The sequence below is a fragment of the Winogradskyella jejuensis genome (assembly GCF_900129745.1).
In the GTDB taxonomy this organism is placed as follows: domain Bacteria; phylum Bacteroidota; class Bacteroidia; order Flavobacteriales; family Flavobacteriaceae; genus Winogradskyella; species Winogradskyella jejuensis.
Genome location: NZ_FQWS01000002.1, coordinates 477,207 through 492,643 on the forward strand (window position 1 = coordinate 477,207; position 15,437 = coordinate 492,643).

Genomic DNA, 15,437 nt, shown 5'->3' on the forward strand with positions numbered 1-15,437 from the left:
ATATTAAATTGAAATACAGTCTGATATAAAGTTATGAAAAATATTCAATTAGGACTATAGTTTAATATCTACTCTGTAGGATTTAAGCGATTCTTTATAATCTTCAACCGAAAAGTTTTCCTCAGAAAACTCTAGTTTTCGCATTTTATTAGCTTCATTACGCTTAATCGCTTTTAAAAAGCGTTTTAATTCTTCTTCATTAGTAATTTTTAATCCTGGCACTTCTACGGTATTTCCGCTTTCATCGACGGCGACCATGGTAAAGTAAGACGAATTGCAATGTTTCTTTTTACCCGTTCTAATATTTTCTGACTCAACTCTAATACCAACGACCATAGATGAGTTACCAACATAGTTAACGGATGCCTTCATGGTAACCAACTCGCCAACTTCAATAGGATTTAAAAAATTCACCTTGTCAACCGAAGCTGTTACGCAATACGATTGCGAATGTTTAGAAGCACAACTAAAAGCAATTTGGTCCATTAAGCTAAGTATGTAACCACCGTGAATTTTCCCTCCAAAATTGGTGTTAGAAGGCAACATCAATTGCGAAATCTCTATTCTAGAGGATTTTACAGATTTAAACATAAGACTGAAGGTTTAGATAAAGTAATCCTATTAAAATAGCGATTCCAAAACTTATTAAAGTTCCAATAAGAATGTATTCTGTTAGTTTTCGCTCCTTTGAAGCCGTTAAATCTCCAAACCGAAAAACTGATTTAGCAGTAATTAAAAAGCCAACAGCTTCCCATCGACCAACAACGATGAATATAAAAACAAGTAGCCTTTCGAGTATTCCAATGTATTTACCTGCATCTTTTAGCGACTCGTTGCCTTTTGTAATCTTATTAATGTTCCACTTAGAAAAAATGGTTTTCATAATAATTGATGTCGGCTGAATTAATAACAGTACACAAATCAACAATAACAAGCTATTTTGAGTGATAAAATCGAATAAAACCAATTGGCCATTAAACACCCAAACAGCAATAAAAATGGTTAGTAAATGAAGTAATTGGTCTAAGAAGAATAGTAACCTTTTGTTTTTCTTATTCTGAAGTAAAAGTTTTGCGGCATCAATACTATAATGAATAGTCCCAATGCAAACAATTAAAGGCCATAACGTTAAGTCCCACACAAAAAGAAACATTAATACTATATGAATTAAAACATGAATGTAAAGCCATTTAGACTTTAATTTTTGTTTCTCTTTATGTTTTACCCAATGTTGTGGCTGAAGAAAGAAATCGCCAATAAGGTGTGCTAGGATGAGTTTTAAAATGAGAAGAATCATGACTGTGTAGATTTTTTATCAAGTATATCTAAGAGATTACGTGTATGATTTTCATAAACATCTTGTAGCTCTAAGAGTTCATCAATGTTTGCACGTTTTAACCTTTTACTTACAGCTTCTTGATTTAGGTTTATTTTCTCTGCAATGGATACCTGTTTTGGTCTTTCTAATTTAGAATCTAATACGTTAGGAGCTATTAATAGTTTTACAGTTTCTGCTGAATTTACAGTCCAATTATCCATAATTACTGAAGCAAATCTGAAGTAAAGATTAAATATTCTATCAAAATCATATAAGAGAGAACCTATTTTAGATGTTTTCGTTTGTGATAATAAGTCTACAGGAGTTATTAAATCTGACTTAATTCTTAAATTAATCTTATTTCGCTTCATAAAATCCAGTAAACTGCCTGAATTTAAGAATGCACTTCCGTTTGACTCTGAAACATTATGAGCTCTATGAGTTTTGTCTCCAACACCTACGGCTAGTCTGACATCAAACCCTTTTATAGATTTAATGCAAGCTTTTATATACATAGCTTTTATAAAAGTATATGTAATATCTTCAATTTCAATTTGAAAACTGTCTCCTCTGTAGATTTCATATTTTGAGTTATCTCCTTCACTTATGTATTGTAAAGCTTCTTTTAGAGGTTTTAGCCATACATCTTGATTGATGACACTTCTTGAGTTTATAATATCTCCTGTGATTACACTTGTCATATATTCGATATTTTTTCAAATATATGCCTTTTTTATGGAATAATCTAATTTATGCCTTAATTATGGAATATTATTAATTATGCCTTTTTAAAGGAATAGTCTAATCGTCATCCTCTTCAGCTCGTTTTATAATAGCTTCCGGCAATGACTTTTTAGCTTTTGCCCCCATTTTCTTAATATTTTCTACACGCGAAATCAGATTACCTTTGCCTTCAACCAATTTATTCATGGCAGAAGCGTAGTCGCTTTTAGCAGCGTCTATTTTTTTACCTACACCAGTTAAATCGGTAACTAAGCCTTCAAACTTATCATATAAAGCGCCAGCTTGTCGGGCTATTTCAATAGCATTTTGTTGCTGTTTTTCGTTATTCCACATCGTATCTATTGTACGTAGTGTTGCTAAAAGTGTAGAAGGCGTAACAATAACAATGTTTTGTTCAAAAGCTTTGTTGTAGAGTGTATTATCTTCATTAATCGCAACTGCAAAAGCAGGCTCTATCGGAATAAACATCAGCACAAAATCTGGCGATTCTATATCGTATAAATCTTGATAATTTTTCGCCGAAAGTTGGTCTACATGCTTTTTTATAGAATTAACATGTGCTTTTAGATAGACCGCTCGTTCATCATCCTCAGCATTAACCATACGCTCGTAATCTACCAAAGAGACTTTGGAATCGATAATCATTTTCTTAGAGTCTGGAAGGTGTAACACAACATCTGGCATAACACGAGAACCATCTTCTCGCTGAAAGTTTTGCTGTACAAAATACTCGCGGTCTTTTTCTAAACCAGATTTTTCTAAGACACGCTCCAACACCAACTCACCCCAATTACCTTGAGTTTTACTATCGCCTTTAAGTGCTTTGGTAAGGTTGGTCGCTTCTTTAGCCATTTGTTGGTTGAGGTCTTTTAAACCAAGTAATTGCTCTTTTAAAGCCGAGTGCATACTTATACTTTCTTTTTGAGAATCTTCTACTTTTTTCTCGAAGGTTTTTATTTTCTCTTCAAGCGGATTAAGGATGTTTTTAATGTTTTCTTTATTCTGATTTGTAAATTTCTCTGACTTTTCATCAAGAATTTTTTGCGCCATTAACTCAAAATCTTTACGTAGTTGCTCTTGCTGCTTGGCTAATTCTTCATCTCGCTTTAAGTTTTGTTGTTGGAGATTTTCCATTTCGGTATTTCGACGCGATAACTCAGTACTCAGAAACTCTTTTTCACGACGAATCTCTTCACGCTCACTTTCTACATTATCGATGGTTTGCTTTAAATCCGCTATAGAATAATTAAGTTGAAGCTGACGCTCTTCCAAAGTACTTTTGTCGCTTTTGCTTTTTAGCTGTGCGAATTTAAGCCCAATATATCCGCCAACTGCTGCAGAAACTATAATAGAAATAAGAAGAATAAGCGTGTCGTTCATGTTTTGAATGTGAGTTTTATCAAAGATAAATTTTAATGTTGAAATAGAAACAGAAAACTATTTAGTAACTCTAAAACTTCCTGTCTTACTGTCAAAAGCAATCATATCTTTTGGGAAAAGGGAATTGAAAACACCTTTTTCAATCAAATGGCATGGTTGGTCGGTAACTGTTACTTCTTTTGTCATTACAATCATAGTGTCACACAACTGAATCGCCAAATTAATTTCGTGTGACGAAAATAGAATTGTTTTGCCTGTGTCTTGAGTTAACCTTTTCAGTAGTTTTAAGATATAGGCTTTATGATACATATCTAGATGAGTCGTTGGTTCATCCAGAACAATAATGTCTGTGTCTTGAGCTAAAGCACGTGCTATCATTACCTTTTGAAGCTGTCCATCACTCAACTCAAAGCATTTTTTTTCTTTTAAATCTGAAACACCAACTAATTCTAGAGCTTGATTTATTTTCTCAAAATCAATCTCGGTTAAATTACCAATCCAATTCGTATATGGGTGACGACCGAGTGCAACAAGCTCAAAAACTGAAAGATTTTTGGAGGTTAATTGTTCTGTAAGTACAATGCTTAATTGTGTAGCGAGATGGTGAGCAGAGATTTGCTTTAAGTTTTGATTGTTTAGAGATATATTTCCTGATAATTCAGGCTGAACTTTGATTAATGTTCTTAATAAGGTTGATTTTCCAATGCCATTTTCACCGACTAAACCAATCAATTGACCTTTTTCTAAATCAAAATTAATATCTGAAGAAATGACCATATCTTTCTTTTTGGTTTTGTAACCAATAGAAAGCTGCTCTGCCTTTAAGATGATATGTTTGCTTTCGGTTTTCAAAATTAAAACATCATTTTTCGTTGTCTTACCAATAACCAAATTACTACAGGCGCACCAACTAACGCTGTGATGGCATTAATAGGCAATATATAATCACTTCCTGGTAATTGTGCCACGCTATCGCAAATAAGCATCACTATGGCTCCAAATAGACAAACGGCTGGTAATAGAATCTTATGATTAGACGTCGTGAAAATTTGTCGTGTTAGATGCGGAATAGCCAAACCAATAAAGGCTATTGGGCCAGCGAAAGCTGTAATTGTACCGGCAATTAAACTTGTAGCTATGATAATAATAAATCGATTTTTCTTTAAGTTAATACCTAAACTTTTTGCATAGTTGTCGCCTAACAAAAGACTATTTAAGCCTTTAATTGAAGCAATACTTAGAATTAATCCTACAAAGTAGATTCCTGAAAATATCAAGAGTTCATTCCAAGATAAGTTACTCAAACTACCAAAACCCCAAAAAATGTATTGTTGCAATTGTTCGGCAGAACTAAAATAGGAGAGGACACTAACTACCGCGGCAGTAATACTTCCAAACATGAGTCCTATGATTAAAATTGCCATAGTATCTCTTACTCTATGTGAAACGGCTAGGACAGACATTAAAACCAGAAAACTCCCCAAACTTGCAGCAATGACAATACTCCATTTGCTAGCTAAGGCAATGGCAAAAGCTCCACCAAAGAGACCAGAGCCAAGTATCACTAAGGCCACTCCCAAACTCGCACCAGAACTAATGCCTAATACAAAAGGTCCAGCTAAAGGGTTTCTGAATAAGGTTTGCATTAGCAGACCCGAAATCCCTAAACCAGAGCCAACCAGAATGGCTGTAATAGCCTTTGGTAGTCTAAAATTTGTAATTATAACTTCCCAAGTAGAATTTTCTATGGTACTAAACAAACTTCCAAAAATACTTTTAAAAGGGATGCTCACAGAGCCAAGACTAATATTCGTAAAGAAGCATAAAGCTAAAATCACGAATAGTAATAAAAATTGAAGTTTGTATGTTTTGTTAGTCTTCAAATTTCTTGAAAAAGTAAGGTTTGTAATCCTCCAAAAGTTCTGGATGTGTAATCTTTATAATATCTTTTAGAATTAAATCTGGGCGAGCGGCACCTAGCTCGTAATACAAATTTCCACCTGTTGCACCAACGGCGTTTGTAAAACTGTAAACTTCTCTACTTTTGAAAGCATCAAAATTTGTATAGAGCGGATTGGCATCTTTCATTTGTTTTAAACTCCTGTAATACGATGGGCTTAACCAAATATCCGCATCTTTAGCTTTATCTAGAACAGCCTCAAAACTTTGATATAAGCTGCCGTTGCCGTCAGTATCACTCCAAAGGTAGTTGACGTTAGCATCTTTTAGAAATTGAGCTTCTGGGCTGTTGCCGTTTGGCAAATGCCACACGTCTTTAGTCATAGCGCCACTTAATACACTAGGTTTTGTGGTTGCATTCTTAGCCAATGCTTTGGCATCTTGATAATCTTTTTCAATTTTATTAAAAATAGAATCGGCTTCCTTTTCTTTATTATATAATACCCCAAAGAACTTAATCCATTCGGCTTTACCCAAAGCAGAAGATTCTACCCAGCCACCATGATAAATAACGGGAATATTTGCTTTCTTAATCGTTTCAAACGTTTTGTTTGCACCATCTACACCAAAACCAACAACGAGATTCGGGTTAATTTCTAGAAGTACTTCTGTATTAATACCTTCATTCTTTCCCAACTCTCTGACAAGTCCTTTGTCTATTCGTTGTCTTGTTTTTTCTGAAGAGATATAATCTGTTCCAGGAAAACCCACAAGCTTTTCTTCAACGCCAAGGAGTTCTAAAGAAGGAATGTGCGTCGTAGATGTTACGACGATATTTTCAATCGGGTTAACGATTACGCCATCGTAGGCATCTTTTGGAAACGTCATTTTAGATAAAGCGTCTTTAGATGCTACCAAATAGGTATAGGTTTTTTCAGATTTTGGCCAAGGTTTCGAAACGGTGATGACTTTATAGTCATTATATTCTGACACAGAAAATCCTTCAGCATACTTGAGTTGAAGTTGTTTTACTTCAGAACCAGGAAGTTGCTCTATTTTGGTTTCGTTTTTACATGAGAGCAAGCAGAAAACCATTAAAGTGTAAAACAGGGCTTTCCATTTAGGTTTAATCTTCTTCATAAATCAAAACTAAGAATTATTTAAGTTATAGTATGTAGATTAAAGTAATTGTTTAATTTCGCTCCGAAATTTGGTTTGGCATTGTCAATAAGAATTTGTGCTAGGGACAAAAAAGGTCCCGAAGCAAGTTCGGGATGGCATAGCCAATTAAAAGGGAATCTGGTGAAAATCCAGAGCTGTTCCCGCAACTGTAAGTTTATACTGAATTCATTTCAGTACCTCACAAAGTGAGTTGCTATTTACTGCAATGCCACTGTAATCACGGTAAACGTCATTATGGGAAGGCCGAATAGCAAAAAACAAGTCAGGAGACCTGCCAATTTCAACAAATAAGTAAAACTTTCGGGATAAAAGTTTACGTATAGTTCGCTGTATGTTCTCGAGCAATTAAAATTTAAAATGAAAAAACTTAAAGGGTTAGGTATACTCGCTATGAGTACACTAAGCACTATTGTTGTGCAAGCACAAGATTCTACTAAGGTTGAAAAGTTAGATGAAGTGGTAGTTACAGATACACGTTTTGCCATAAAGCGTGAAAATTCTGGTAAAACGGTTATTAAAATTTCTAGAGAAGAGATTGAGCGTAATCAAGGACGTACAATTGCGCAGTTGATTAATACCAAGAGTGGTATGGAAATTAACGGAACACGCAGTGTAGCAGGGCAGAACTTAGGTTACTTTGTTAGAGGAGGTAATAACAGACAGGTATTGGTTCTTATAGATGGTGTACAGGTAAATGACCCATCTTTACCAAATAACGAATTTGATTTACGTTTATTAGACCTTAATACAATAGAAACTATTGAGATTGTCAAGGGTGCAGCAAGTACACTTTATGGTAATTCTGCAGCTACAGCTGTGATTAATATCACAACTAGGAAGTCTTCAAAAAAAACAATCTCTGCAAACTTTTCTAGTGTGGTTGGGACTAATCAATCGCAAGATGAGGACGATTATCGTTTAGAAGCGTTTACGAATAATGTTTCTGTAAACGGAACTGTTAAGGACTTTAGTTATATAGCGAGTTTTGGTAACCAATTTTCTGAGGGATTATCTGCGGCACAATCAGATAACCCTGAAGCAGACCCATTTTCTAGATATAATGTAAATCTTAAGTTAGGCTACGAGTTTTCAGATAAGTTTAGTCTAACGGCTTATGGAAGTATAGATAGATTTAAAACAGATATTGATGGTTTTCCACCACCAAATTTTACTATTACGGATACGGATGATAGATTCAATTCTGAGCAAAAGCGGGTAGGGATTGCTCCAAAATTCTCTTACAACAATGGTAGTTTTCAGATAAATGCCGCATACACGGATATTGAACGTGAAACCATTACGCCTTTCTCAACTACTGTTAACGAAGGCGAGAGCTTTGTTGTAGATGTTTTTAATAAGTACACATTTAATGATAATATATACACTATAGTTGGTCTTAACTATGGTGATTATAAAAGTAGATTCGTAGAAGAAGAGAGTTTTACAACGACAGACCCTTACGTAAATGTGGTTTGGGTAACAGACCTAGACCTAACACTTAATGTAGGTGGACGATTGAATAACCACAGCGAATATGGCTCTCAGTTTGTGTATAATATCAATCCCTCATATAAAATTGAAGTAAATGAAGGTTACGCAAAAGTATTTTGGTCTTACGCGACATCATTTATTGCACCAAATTTATCGCAGTTATTTGGTTTCTTTGGTCCAAATCCAAATTTAGAACCTGAGGAGAATGCAACTATTGAAGGAGGAGCTGAATTTAATACTAATGAAGGTTTAAGGATAAGTCTTGTTCATTTTATTAGAAACGAAGAAAATACAATTATTTTTGGTAGTAGTGGTTATGAAAATGCTACAACAGAAGCAACGGTAAGAGGTGTTGAGGTTGAAGCTGAAGTTAATTTGGTTAAAGATTTGTCCATCACTGCTAACTATACCTTTACAGAGTTAAAAGACGGCATACGCATTCGTTTACCAAAGCACCGTGCTAATGCGAGTTTAGGTTACGATTTTTCTAGTAAAACATTCGCGTCTATTGATTATCAATATGCTGGTGAAAGGCAAGACACAGACTTTTCAACCTTTACTAATGTAGATTTAGAAGCTTATTCGTTAATTAACCTATACTTTAGTCACAAGCTTTTAGAAAATAATAAGCTGAAGTTTTTTGCAAGCATTAACAACCTATTTAACGAGGATTATTTTGAAATTTTAGGTTATACCACACAAGGTAGAAATGTCGACCTTGGGTTTAACCTCAAGTTTTAGTTACTTGTAAAATGGGGGATGAAAAAGCCGCTTCAATTGAAGCGGCTTTTTTTATTTTATTCATACATATAACCAAAAAAGGGTTCTTCTGCTCCTATAGATTTTAACTCAGATGGACCAGTATTATTTGAGAAATTAGCAAAGCGTCCAGCACCGGTTATATCTTCAATAGCTCTCTTTAATAAAGGCTCTTCAGGGTCTCCTAAAGTTCCAAAATTAGCACTTGATTCTGCTAATTCTATATCTGGAACAAGGCCTGTTGATGGAACAGAGACATCGTCTCTATTAGTGACATTTCCAACAAGAGGAAAGAGGGCATAAATATGTGCAGAAGTTACAGAAGATGTTCCGAAATCAGGAGAGTCAAAAACTAAGCGGTTAGATGTTGTTTTACCAGTTGTTGTTGTACCTACTTGAATTACTTGAATGTAAGGATTTAGACTATTAATTATTAACTCACTCGCAGATGCAGAATTACTAGTAGTAATAACATAAACTTTATCCAGTCCTAAACTGTTTATTGCTGCTCCTCCGTCAATAGAATTTGTAAACGTAAAATCAGTATTGTCTTCTTGTCTGTTAGGACCATTAACTGTTTTGGCTAAAACTTGTCCGTCAAATTGACCAGTAATCATGCTAGCAAGTCTAGCCGCTGTTACGATTGCACCTCCACCATTATATCTTAAATCTATAACTAGATGTTCAACGTTTGCTGCACTTAATTGAGCGAAAGCAGCATTTAGTTCAGTTTCAAAATTATTTCTAAAGCCATTATACATTAAGTAACCAATAGTTTCATTTCCCTCTTGAATTACTTCGACTCTATGTACAGGATTATCAGTGAATTGTTCTCTAGAAACGGTTATACTTTGTCCGTTAGGTGTAGCAGTATCATCATCAAGCTCTTCGGTTCCATTATCATCGTAATCTGCAAAATTTAGTGTTATAGTATTTTGTGATAGTAAACTATTTGCATTCTCTGCGGTTAGAGTTGTACCATTTACTCCAGATATAACCATATTGCGACGAACTCCAGCCAAATCAGCATTACTACCATTGAGTACTAAGCCAACTCTAACGTAAAATGAACCATTAAGCTCAAAACCAAATAAACGCCTGAGGCCATTAGTTTCATTTGTACCATTTAACAAATCTATAGCAGCAAATAAATCTGGAAAAATTTGACTAAACCTGTCTGTATTCCCAGCATCAAAAACTAAGGCATCAAATAAAGCTTCAGGAGATGAAAACCCATTTAAATACTCTAAGTATTCAGGTGTAGATTCGTAACGATTATCTCCACCATTAATTCCAAATCTTGTATTTCTTAAATCAGGGACATCTTCTCCGTACAGATAGAACTCATTCATACCTTTCCAAACAAAGTCTTTAACATCTGCCGTTAGTACGAGATTATCATCTTGATCTTCAAAACAACTTGTAGCAAAAAAAGCTACTGTTATTGTAAGAAGTAATAGTTTAAATTTTTGATTCATTTTTCTTTCTATTTAGGCTAGCAATAGTATTTAAGTTGTAAAACTCTAAATTTACTTACAATATTGTAGAATAAAAAGAAATAAACGTATATGCTAGTTTCTTATATAATTCATTGAATTTATATTTAATTTTAAATTATTGATTATTAGTTAATTACAAAATATTTTAGACTAGATGTAACAAAATAAGTTATGTTTCGTCGTAATTATGAAAGCGCCTAAAAATGCTTTCCGACCAATCAAAACCAAGTAATGACACAGGCAGATTTTGTAAGCTTAGTGATGCCATTTAAGGACAAAGTGTTTCGTTTAGCAAAACGATTACTCGTTTCTCGTGAAGAAGCTGAGGACGCCACGCAAGAAATACTTTTGAAATTATGGAATAACAAACAGAAAATCAGTGACTACAACAATGTAGAAGCTTTTTCTATGACCATGACTAAGAATTTTTGTCTAGACCGTTTAAAGTCTAAGCAAGCACAAAATCTAAAGATAGTTCATAGTAACTATCAAGATAACAGCCATTCGTCATTACAAAAGCAAGTAGAAGCAAGAGATAGTGTTGACTGGGTCTCGAGCATCATAGAAACATTACCAGAACAACAAAAAATTATAGTACAGCTTAGAGATATTGAGCAATATGATTTTGCAGAGATTTCTAAAATGTTAGACATGAACGAAACCGCAATTCGTGTGGCCTTATCGAGAGCTAGAAAAACTATAAGAGAAAAATTAACTAATACACATAGTTATGGTATTAAATAATATTGAAAACCTATTAGAAAGGTACGACAATGCAGAGACAACACTGCAAGAAGAAGCACAGTTAAGAGCTTACTTTAGTAGTGACAATGTTGCTCCACATTTGGAGCACTACAAACCTTTGTTTGTCTATTTTACTAATACGCAGCAAGAGGCATTTACCAAAGACGTTCCATTAAACACCAAAAAGAAAACTAGATTATACCAATGGATTTCTGTCGCAGCTGTTGCCGTTATAATGCTCGGTATTATGATACCACAAGCTTTTGGACCTTCTGAACAAGAAAAAGAAGAAGCCTTATTAGCATATAACAAAGCTATGGACGCTTTAAGTCTTATATCTATTGGGATGAATGAAGGTAAAGAGCAATTAAACACTTTGAGCTTAGTTTCTGATAATTTTGAAAACGGAAGACAAGGCGCAAGTAGACTAAATGAATTTAATAAAGCAAAAAGCAGAATTTTTAAAAACAATTAATAGACAATTAAAACAACAAATATCATGAAAAAAGTAATCGTATTAATAGCACTTATCGTAGCTCCAATCTTATCTTTTGGGCAGAGTATCTTTGATAGATATGAAGACATGGACGATGTAGGTACAGTGATTTTAAATCAAAAAATGTTTAGCATGTTAGCTAGTATAGATATTGATTTAGACAATCCTGAAGAGCAAGAATTTTACAATATGGTAAAGAAAATTACCGGAGTAAAAGTATTTACAACAGGAAACGAAAAAATTTCGGCAGACATGAATGCTACCGTTAAAAAATACCTTAAAAGCTCTGATTTAGAAGAGTTAATGCGTATTAAGGATGGTGCACAGACAGTGAAGTTTTACGTAAAAGAAGGTAAAGACGAAAATCACGTCAAAGAATTATTAATGTTTGTTAATGGTCTTAAAGAAATGACTCAAGGACAAAACATTGAGATTAATGGTAAAAAGCGTGAGATCGAAACTGTATTAATTACACTTACAGGAGATATCGATTTAAGACAAGTTTCTAAATTGGCTAATAAAATGGACTTACCAGGAGGTGACCAGTTAAAAAAGGCGAACAAGAAGAACTAATTATTTAGTATTATGCAACTTCAATCAATCAAAAAACTTGTGATGTTAGCCCTAATTATTACTGCTTTTTCAAGCTGTAATAATGGGCCAACATTGCAAACCTATTATGTGGATAATGAGTTAAAGCCTGGCTTTACCACATTTGACGCTCCAACAAGCTTAATCAATGTAGATAAAGTAGAGCTTACAGAACAGCAAGAGAGAGCCTATAAGTCTGTGGATAAACTTAATGCACTTATTTTTCAAATTGATGAAAATAATAAAGAGCAGTATAAAGTTGAGTTAGAAAAAATAAAGACCATTCTTAAAAACCCTAAGTACGAAGAATTAATGCGTGGCGGAAACACGGCAGATGGAAAATTTATAGTTAAGTTTTTAGGAGATGTTGAAAGCATAGACGAGCTAATTGTTCTAGGAAATGCAAACGATAAAGGATTTGCAGTTATAAGAATTCTTGGTGATGATATGAATGCAAACGATTTGCTATCACTCAGAACGGCATTAGATAAAGCAAATTTTGAAAGTACAGACCTTAATGGTCTAACAGATTTTTTTAAATAGACTGACCGCTATTTAAAAGATTAAAATGTTAATTATAATCGTCTTGAGGATTACCCTTAAGACGATTTCTTTTTATTTCCTTTTTGAATAAAATAACAGAGGTAATTAGTGCCAAACCAGAAGTCAAACCAATGAGTAGTATTTTAATGATGGCATAGTCTAATACATCAAAAATACCAGCAATAATAAAAATAACAGTAATTGCGGCAACAAAACAAAGTGCAATAGTATTGTTATTTATAGGAAATGGTAACTTAAATTTCATATACCCGTATAATTACTAGGTGTTATTGCTTTAAGTTCAGTTTTTATAGTATCACTAACGTCTAAGGTGTCAATAAAATTTGATATCGAAGACTGTGTAATAGTTTCATTTGTCCGTGTAAGACCTTTTAGCGCCTCATATGGGTTTGGATAGTCTTCACGTCTTAAAATGGTCTGTATGGCCTCTGCAACAACAGCCCAATTGTTTTCCAAATCGTTTTCAAACTTTGTTTTGTTGAGCAATAGTTTACCCAATCCTTTTAACGTAGATTTAAATGCAATTAGTGTGTGTGCAAAAGGAACACCAGCATTTCGTAAAACGGTACTGTCTGTTAAATCACGTTGTAATCTACTAATTGGTAATTTGGCAGAAAGATGTTCAAAAATAGCATTCGCAATTCCTAAATTACCCTCGCTATTTTCAAAGTCTATAGGATTTACTTTATGCGGCATCGCTGAGCTACCCACTTCTCCTTTTTTAATTTTCTGCTTAAAGTAGTCCATGGATACATACGTCCAGATATCACGGTCTAAATCTATAATAATGGTGTTGATACGTTTTAAGGCATCAAAAAGAGCAGCCATGTGGTCGTAATGCTCTATCTGGGTGGTTGGAAAAGAATGTTGAAGCCCAAGCTTTTCTTGAACAAAACGAGTTCCAAAATCTTTCCAATCTATATTTGGGTAAGCGACTTTATGTGCATTAAAATTACCAGTTGCTCCTCCAAATTTTGCAGCACTAGGTATATCGTTTAGTAAATTAAATTGCTCTTTTAAACGAACAGCAAATACCAGAATTTCTTTTCCTAGTCGCGTAGGAGATGCAGGTTGTCCGTGCGTTCTCGCCAACATTGGTATAGCTTTCCATTCCTCAGCTAAACTTTCAATTTTTTCTAATAAGATGAAATATTCTGGAACATATACATCATTCATGGCTTCTTTAATACTCAATGGTATAGCCGTATTATTGATGTCTTGAGATGTTAATCCAAAATGAATAAATTCTTTATAATCTGATAAGCCTAGAGCATCAAATTTTTCTTTGATGAAATATTCAACAGCCTTTACATCATGATTGGTGACTTTCTCTATGTCTTTTATTGCGGTGGCATCTTCTGCAGTAAAGTTTTTGTAAATGGCTCTTAAATCATCAAAAACAGAATTTGATACGGTTTGCAGTTGAGGTAATGGAATTTCACAAAGTGCGATAAAGTATTCTATTTCTACTAAAACACGATATTTTATAAGAGCTTCTTCAGAAAAATAATTACCTAGAGATTCAACTTTAGAGCGGTATCTACCGTCTATTGGAGAGATTGCATTCAGTGATGAAAGTGCCATTGTTGTTCAGAATTTTAAAAGCATCAAATATAGCAAAGTCTACGCGAAGACGGAAGCTTTTTAAGAGCTAAAACAAGGCCTTCATCTATTGTTTCAATTTAGACATCCATTTTAGAATATGTCTAGATTTGGCTTTAAAACCGGCACTGTGTGAATGGTAATCACGCTCGATAATGGTTTTTAATTCTGGATGTATCCAATCGAATTCCATTCCTAAAAAGTAAAGTGAATTCATACTATATACTTTTACGGCCACTTTTTCATCTCTAATTAACCAATCGAAACAAGCTTCTATAATTTGCTCTTTGTGTTTTGCAGTTATGAGATTTATGACGGTTGGGTTCTTTTCTTTGTAGTAAGATTCGATTAAAAGTTCTACGACTTTAACACAAGGTCGTGTTGCAGAATCTATTTGTAGCGTTTTCAGATTTTCAAAAAAATAATCGAGATGCGGGAAGAGAATCTTAGCATCATCTTTAAATACAAATTCAAAAATCCACGAAGCTCTTGGTGATTTTTTTCTATCTCCAGCAAATACAATTTCGAGCAAAGGTCTAATTAAACTAGGATTAGAGGCAACAATAGTGGCATATTTTGCTCTACACTCTCGCGTGGCATTTACATAATCTAATTCTTTAAAAAGTTGGTCTTTTGTCAAAACGTTTCTTATTTTTAACGCTTCTAAATTAGTTAAAATTACAAGATGAAAAAATTGCTTAAAAAATTAGGCTTAGCGCTCTTAATAGTATTTGTATTGGCTCAGTTTTTTGGACCGGAAAAAAACCAAGGTGATTTAGCATCCGTTGATGCTTTTTTGGCGGAGACTAACCCACCAGAAGATGTAAAAGTCATTCTTAAGAATGCTTGTTTCGATTGTCATAGTGATAATACCACTTATCCTTGGTATAATGCTATTACTCCGGTTAATTACTGGTTAAATGACCATATAAAGCATGGAAAAGGTCATTTTAATGTGTCTAAATGGAATGATTATTCATTAAAGAAGAAAGACCATAAGTTAGATGAACTTATCGAGGAAGTCGAAGAGAAAGAAATGCCTTTACCTAGTTATACTTGGACTCATGGCGATGCAGATTTATCTCCAGAGCAAATTGAAGCTGTAGTGACTTGGGCAAAACAAGTACGTACGAAATACGCTTTGCAGATTAAGCAACCACAATAAGAA

General features: G+C 34.0%; 17 protein-coding genes and 1 riboswitch. Of the genes, 6 read left to right on the top strand and 11 right to left on the bottom strand.

Annotation, left to right across the window (positions count from 1 at the left end):
- Nucleotides 1-54 precede the first annotated feature (54 nt).
- The 7 genes from BUB95_RS09950 to BUB95_RS09980 form a co-directional block, all read right to left on the bottom strand.
- Complete coding sequence (locus tag BUB95_RS09950; protein WP_073086027.1) at nt 55-591, bottom strand: acyl-CoA thioesterase; 537 nt, start codon at nt 589-591, stop codon at nt 55-57.
- Nucleotides 584-1,297: a DUF3307 domain-containing protein gene (locus BUB95_RS09955; protein WP_073086029.1), complete on the bottom strand. Its 714-nt coding sequence runs from the start codon at nt 1,295-1,297 to the stop codon at nt 584-586. Before BUB95_RS09955 ends, BUB95_RS09950 begins: the two co-directional genes overlap by 8 nt.
- Nucleotides 1,294-2,019 carry a SatD family protein gene (locus BUB95_RS09960; protein ID WP_073086031.1) on the bottom strand — a complete coding sequence of 242 codons (726 nt, stop codon included), beginning with the start codon at nt 2,017-2,019 and terminating at the stop codon, nt 1,294-1,296. The genes BUB95_RS09955 and BUB95_RS09960 overlap by 4 nt, the downstream gene beginning before the upstream one ends.
- Nucleotides 2,020-2,119: 100 nt before the next feature.
- Nucleotides 2,120-3,442 (bottom strand): DNA recombination protein RmuC, encoded by a 1,323-nt coding sequence (rmuC, locus tag BUB95_RS09965; protein WP_073086033.1) that lies wholly within the window; start codon nt 3,440-3,442, stop codon nt 2,120-2,122.
- Nucleotides 3,443-3,499: 57 nt separating this feature from the next.
- Complete coding sequence (locus BUB95_RS09970; protein ID WP_073087386.1) at nt 3,500-4,294, bottom strand: ABC transporter ATP-binding protein; 795 nt, start codon at nt 4,292-4,294, stop codon at nt 3,500-3,502.
- A gap of 2 nt (nt 4,295-4,296) precedes the next feature.
- On the bottom strand, nt 4,297-5,325 hold the full coding sequence (locus BUB95_RS09975) for a FecCD family ABC transporter permease (RefSeq protein ID WP_073086035.1): 1,029 nt from the start codon (nt 5,323-5,325) through the stop codon (nt 4,297-4,299).
- Nucleotides 5,315-6,481 carry an ABC transporter substrate-binding protein gene (locus BUB95_RS09980; protein WP_073086037.1) on the bottom strand — a complete coding sequence of 389 codons (1,167 nt, stop codon included), beginning with the start codon at nt 6,479-6,481 and terminating at the stop codon, nt 5,315-5,317. The genes BUB95_RS09975 and BUB95_RS09980 overlap by 11 nt, the downstream gene beginning before the upstream one ends.
- 118 nt (nt 6,482-6,599) lie before the next feature.
- A riboswitch (cobalamin riboswitch) is annotated at nt 6,600-6,816 on the top strand.
- A gap of 64 nt (nt 6,817-6,880) precedes the next feature.
- On the opposite strand from BUB95_RS09980, the gene BUB95_RS09985 reads away from it, so the two are divergent.
- The gene (locus tag BUB95_RS09985; protein ID WP_073086039.1) at nt 6,881-8,755 is read left to right on the top strand and encodes a TonB-dependent receptor plug domain-containing protein; all 1,875 of its coding nucleotides are present in this window, start codon (nt 6,881-6,883) and stop codon (nt 8,753-8,755) included.
- 56 nt (nt 8,756-8,811) lie between these two features.
- Here BUB95_RS09985 and BUB95_RS09990 read toward each other — a convergent pair whose 3' ends face one another.
- On the bottom strand, nt 8,812-10,251 hold the full coding sequence (locus BUB95_RS09990; RefSeq protein ID WP_073086041.1) for a S41 family peptidase: 1,440 nt from the start codon (nt 10,249-10,251) through the stop codon (nt 8,812-8,814).
- A gap of 252 nt (nt 10,252-10,503) precedes the next feature.
- On the opposite strand from BUB95_RS09990, the gene BUB95_RS09995 reads away from it, so the two are divergent.
- From BUB95_RS09995 to BUB95_RS10010, 4 genes are read left to right on the top strand one after another with little or no spacing between them, the layout of a single operon-like run.
- Nucleotides 10,504-11,016, top strand: a complete 513-nt coding sequence (locus BUB95_RS09995; RefSeq protein ID WP_073086043.1) for an RNA polymerase sigma factor — start codon at nt 10,504-10,506, stop codon at nt 11,014-11,016.
- Nucleotides 11,003-11,491 (top strand): hypothetical protein, encoded by a 489-nt coding sequence (locus tag BUB95_RS10000; protein WP_073086045.1) that lies wholly within the window; start codon nt 11,003-11,005, stop codon nt 11,489-11,491. The genes BUB95_RS09995 and BUB95_RS10000 overlap by 14 nt, the downstream gene beginning before the upstream one ends.
- Before the next feature lie 24 nt (nt 11,492-11,515).
- The gene (locus BUB95_RS10005; protein WP_073086047.1) at nt 11,516-12,085 is read left to right on the top strand and encodes a DUF4252 domain-containing protein; all 570 of its coding nucleotides are present in this window, start codon (nt 11,516-11,518) and stop codon (nt 12,083-12,085) included.
- Nucleotides 12,086-12,097: 12 nt separating this feature from the next.
- A complete protein-coding gene (locus tag BUB95_RS10010; RefSeq protein ID WP_073086049.1) occupies nt 12,098-12,646 on the top strand; it encodes a DUF4252 domain-containing protein in 549 nt (182 codons plus the stop codon).
- 28 nt (nt 12,647-12,674) lie between these two features.
- On the opposite strand, the gene BUB95_RS10015 is transcribed toward BUB95_RS10010, so the two are convergent.
- The 3 genes from BUB95_RS10015 to BUB95_RS10025 all read right to left on the bottom strand — a co-directional run bounded on the left by BUB95_RS10015 (nt 12,675) and on the right by BUB95_RS10025 (nt 14,909).
- Nucleotides 12,675-12,911, bottom strand: a complete 237-nt coding sequence (locus BUB95_RS10015) for a hypothetical protein (protein ID WP_073086051.1) — start codon at nt 12,909-12,911, stop codon at nt 12,675-12,677.
- Nucleotides 12,908-14,251 carry an adenylosuccinate lyase gene (gene purB, locus BUB95_RS10020; protein ID WP_073086053.1) on the bottom strand — a complete coding sequence of 448 codons (1,344 nt, stop codon included), beginning with the start codon at nt 14,249-14,251 and terminating at the stop codon, nt 12,908-12,910. Before purB ends, BUB95_RS10015 begins: the two co-directional genes overlap by 4 nt.
- A gap of 85 nt (nt 14,252-14,336) precedes the next feature.
- Complete coding sequence (locus BUB95_RS10025) at nt 14,337-14,909, bottom strand: adenylosuccinate lyase (protein ID WP_073086055.1); 573 nt, start codon at nt 14,907-14,909, stop codon at nt 14,337-14,339.
- A 45-nt stretch (nt 14,910-14,954) separates the two neighbouring features.
- On the opposite strand from BUB95_RS10025, the gene BUB95_RS10030 reads away from it, so the two are divergent.
- Nucleotides 14,955-15,434: a heme-binding domain-containing protein gene (locus BUB95_RS10030; RefSeq protein WP_073086057.1), complete on the top strand. Its 480-nt coding sequence runs from the start codon at nt 14,955-14,957 to the stop codon at nt 15,432-15,434.
- Nucleotides 15,435-15,437: the final 3 nt, after the last annotated feature.

Bases quoted from the DNA above. Each gene is read 5' to 3' on its own strand.
- BUB95_RS09950 (WP_073086027.1), bottom strand. From the start codon at position 591: ATGTTTAAATCTGTAAAATCCTCTAGAATAGAGATTTCGCAATTGATG.
- BUB95_RS09955 (WP_073086029.1), bottom strand. From the start codon at position 1,297: ATGATTCTTCTCATTTTAAAACTCATCCTAGCACACCTTATTGGCGAT.
- BUB95_RS09960 (WP_073086031.1), bottom strand. From the start codon at position 2,019: ATGACAAGTGTAATCACAGGAGATATTATAAACTCAAGAAGTGTCATC.
- rmuC (WP_073086033.1), bottom strand. From the start codon at position 3,442: ATGAACGACACGCTTATTCTTCTTATTTCTATTATAGTTTCTGCAGCA.
- BUB95_RS09980 (WP_073086037.1), bottom strand. From the start codon at position 6,481: ATGAAGAAGATTAAACCTAAATGGAAAGCCCTGTTTTACACTTTAATG.
- BUB95_RS09985 (WP_073086039.1), top strand. From the start codon at position 6,881: ATGAAAAAACTTAAAGGGTTAGGTATACTCGCTATGAGTACACTAAGC.
- BUB95_RS09990 (WP_073086041.1), bottom strand. From the start codon at position 10,251: ATGAATCAAAAATTTAAACTATTACTTCTTACAATAACAGTAGCTTTT.
- BUB95_RS09995 (WP_073086043.1), top strand. From the start codon at position 10,504: ATGACACAGGCAGATTTTGTAAGCTTAGTGATGCCATTTAAGGACAAA.
- BUB95_RS10000 (WP_073086045.1), top strand. From the start codon at position 11,003: ATGGTATTAAATAATATTGAAAACCTATTAGAAAGGTACGACAATGCA.
- BUB95_RS10005 (WP_073086047.1), top strand. From the start codon at position 11,516: ATGAAAAAAGTAATCGTATTAATAGCACTTATCGTAGCTCCAATCTTA.
- BUB95_RS10010 (WP_073086049.1), top strand. From the start codon at position 12,098: ATGCAACTTCAATCAATCAAAAAACTTGTGATGTTAGCCCTAATTATT.
- BUB95_RS10015 (WP_073086051.1), bottom strand. From the start codon at position 12,911: ATGAAATTTAAGTTACCATTTCCTATAAATAACAATACTATTGCACTT.
- purB (WP_073086053.1), bottom strand. From the start codon at position 14,251: ATGGCACTTTCATCACTGAATGCAATCTCTCCAATAGACGGTAGATAC.
- BUB95_RS10030 (WP_073086057.1), top strand. From the start codon at position 14,955: ATGAAAAAATTGCTTAAAAAATTAGGCTTAGCGCTCTTAATAGTATTT.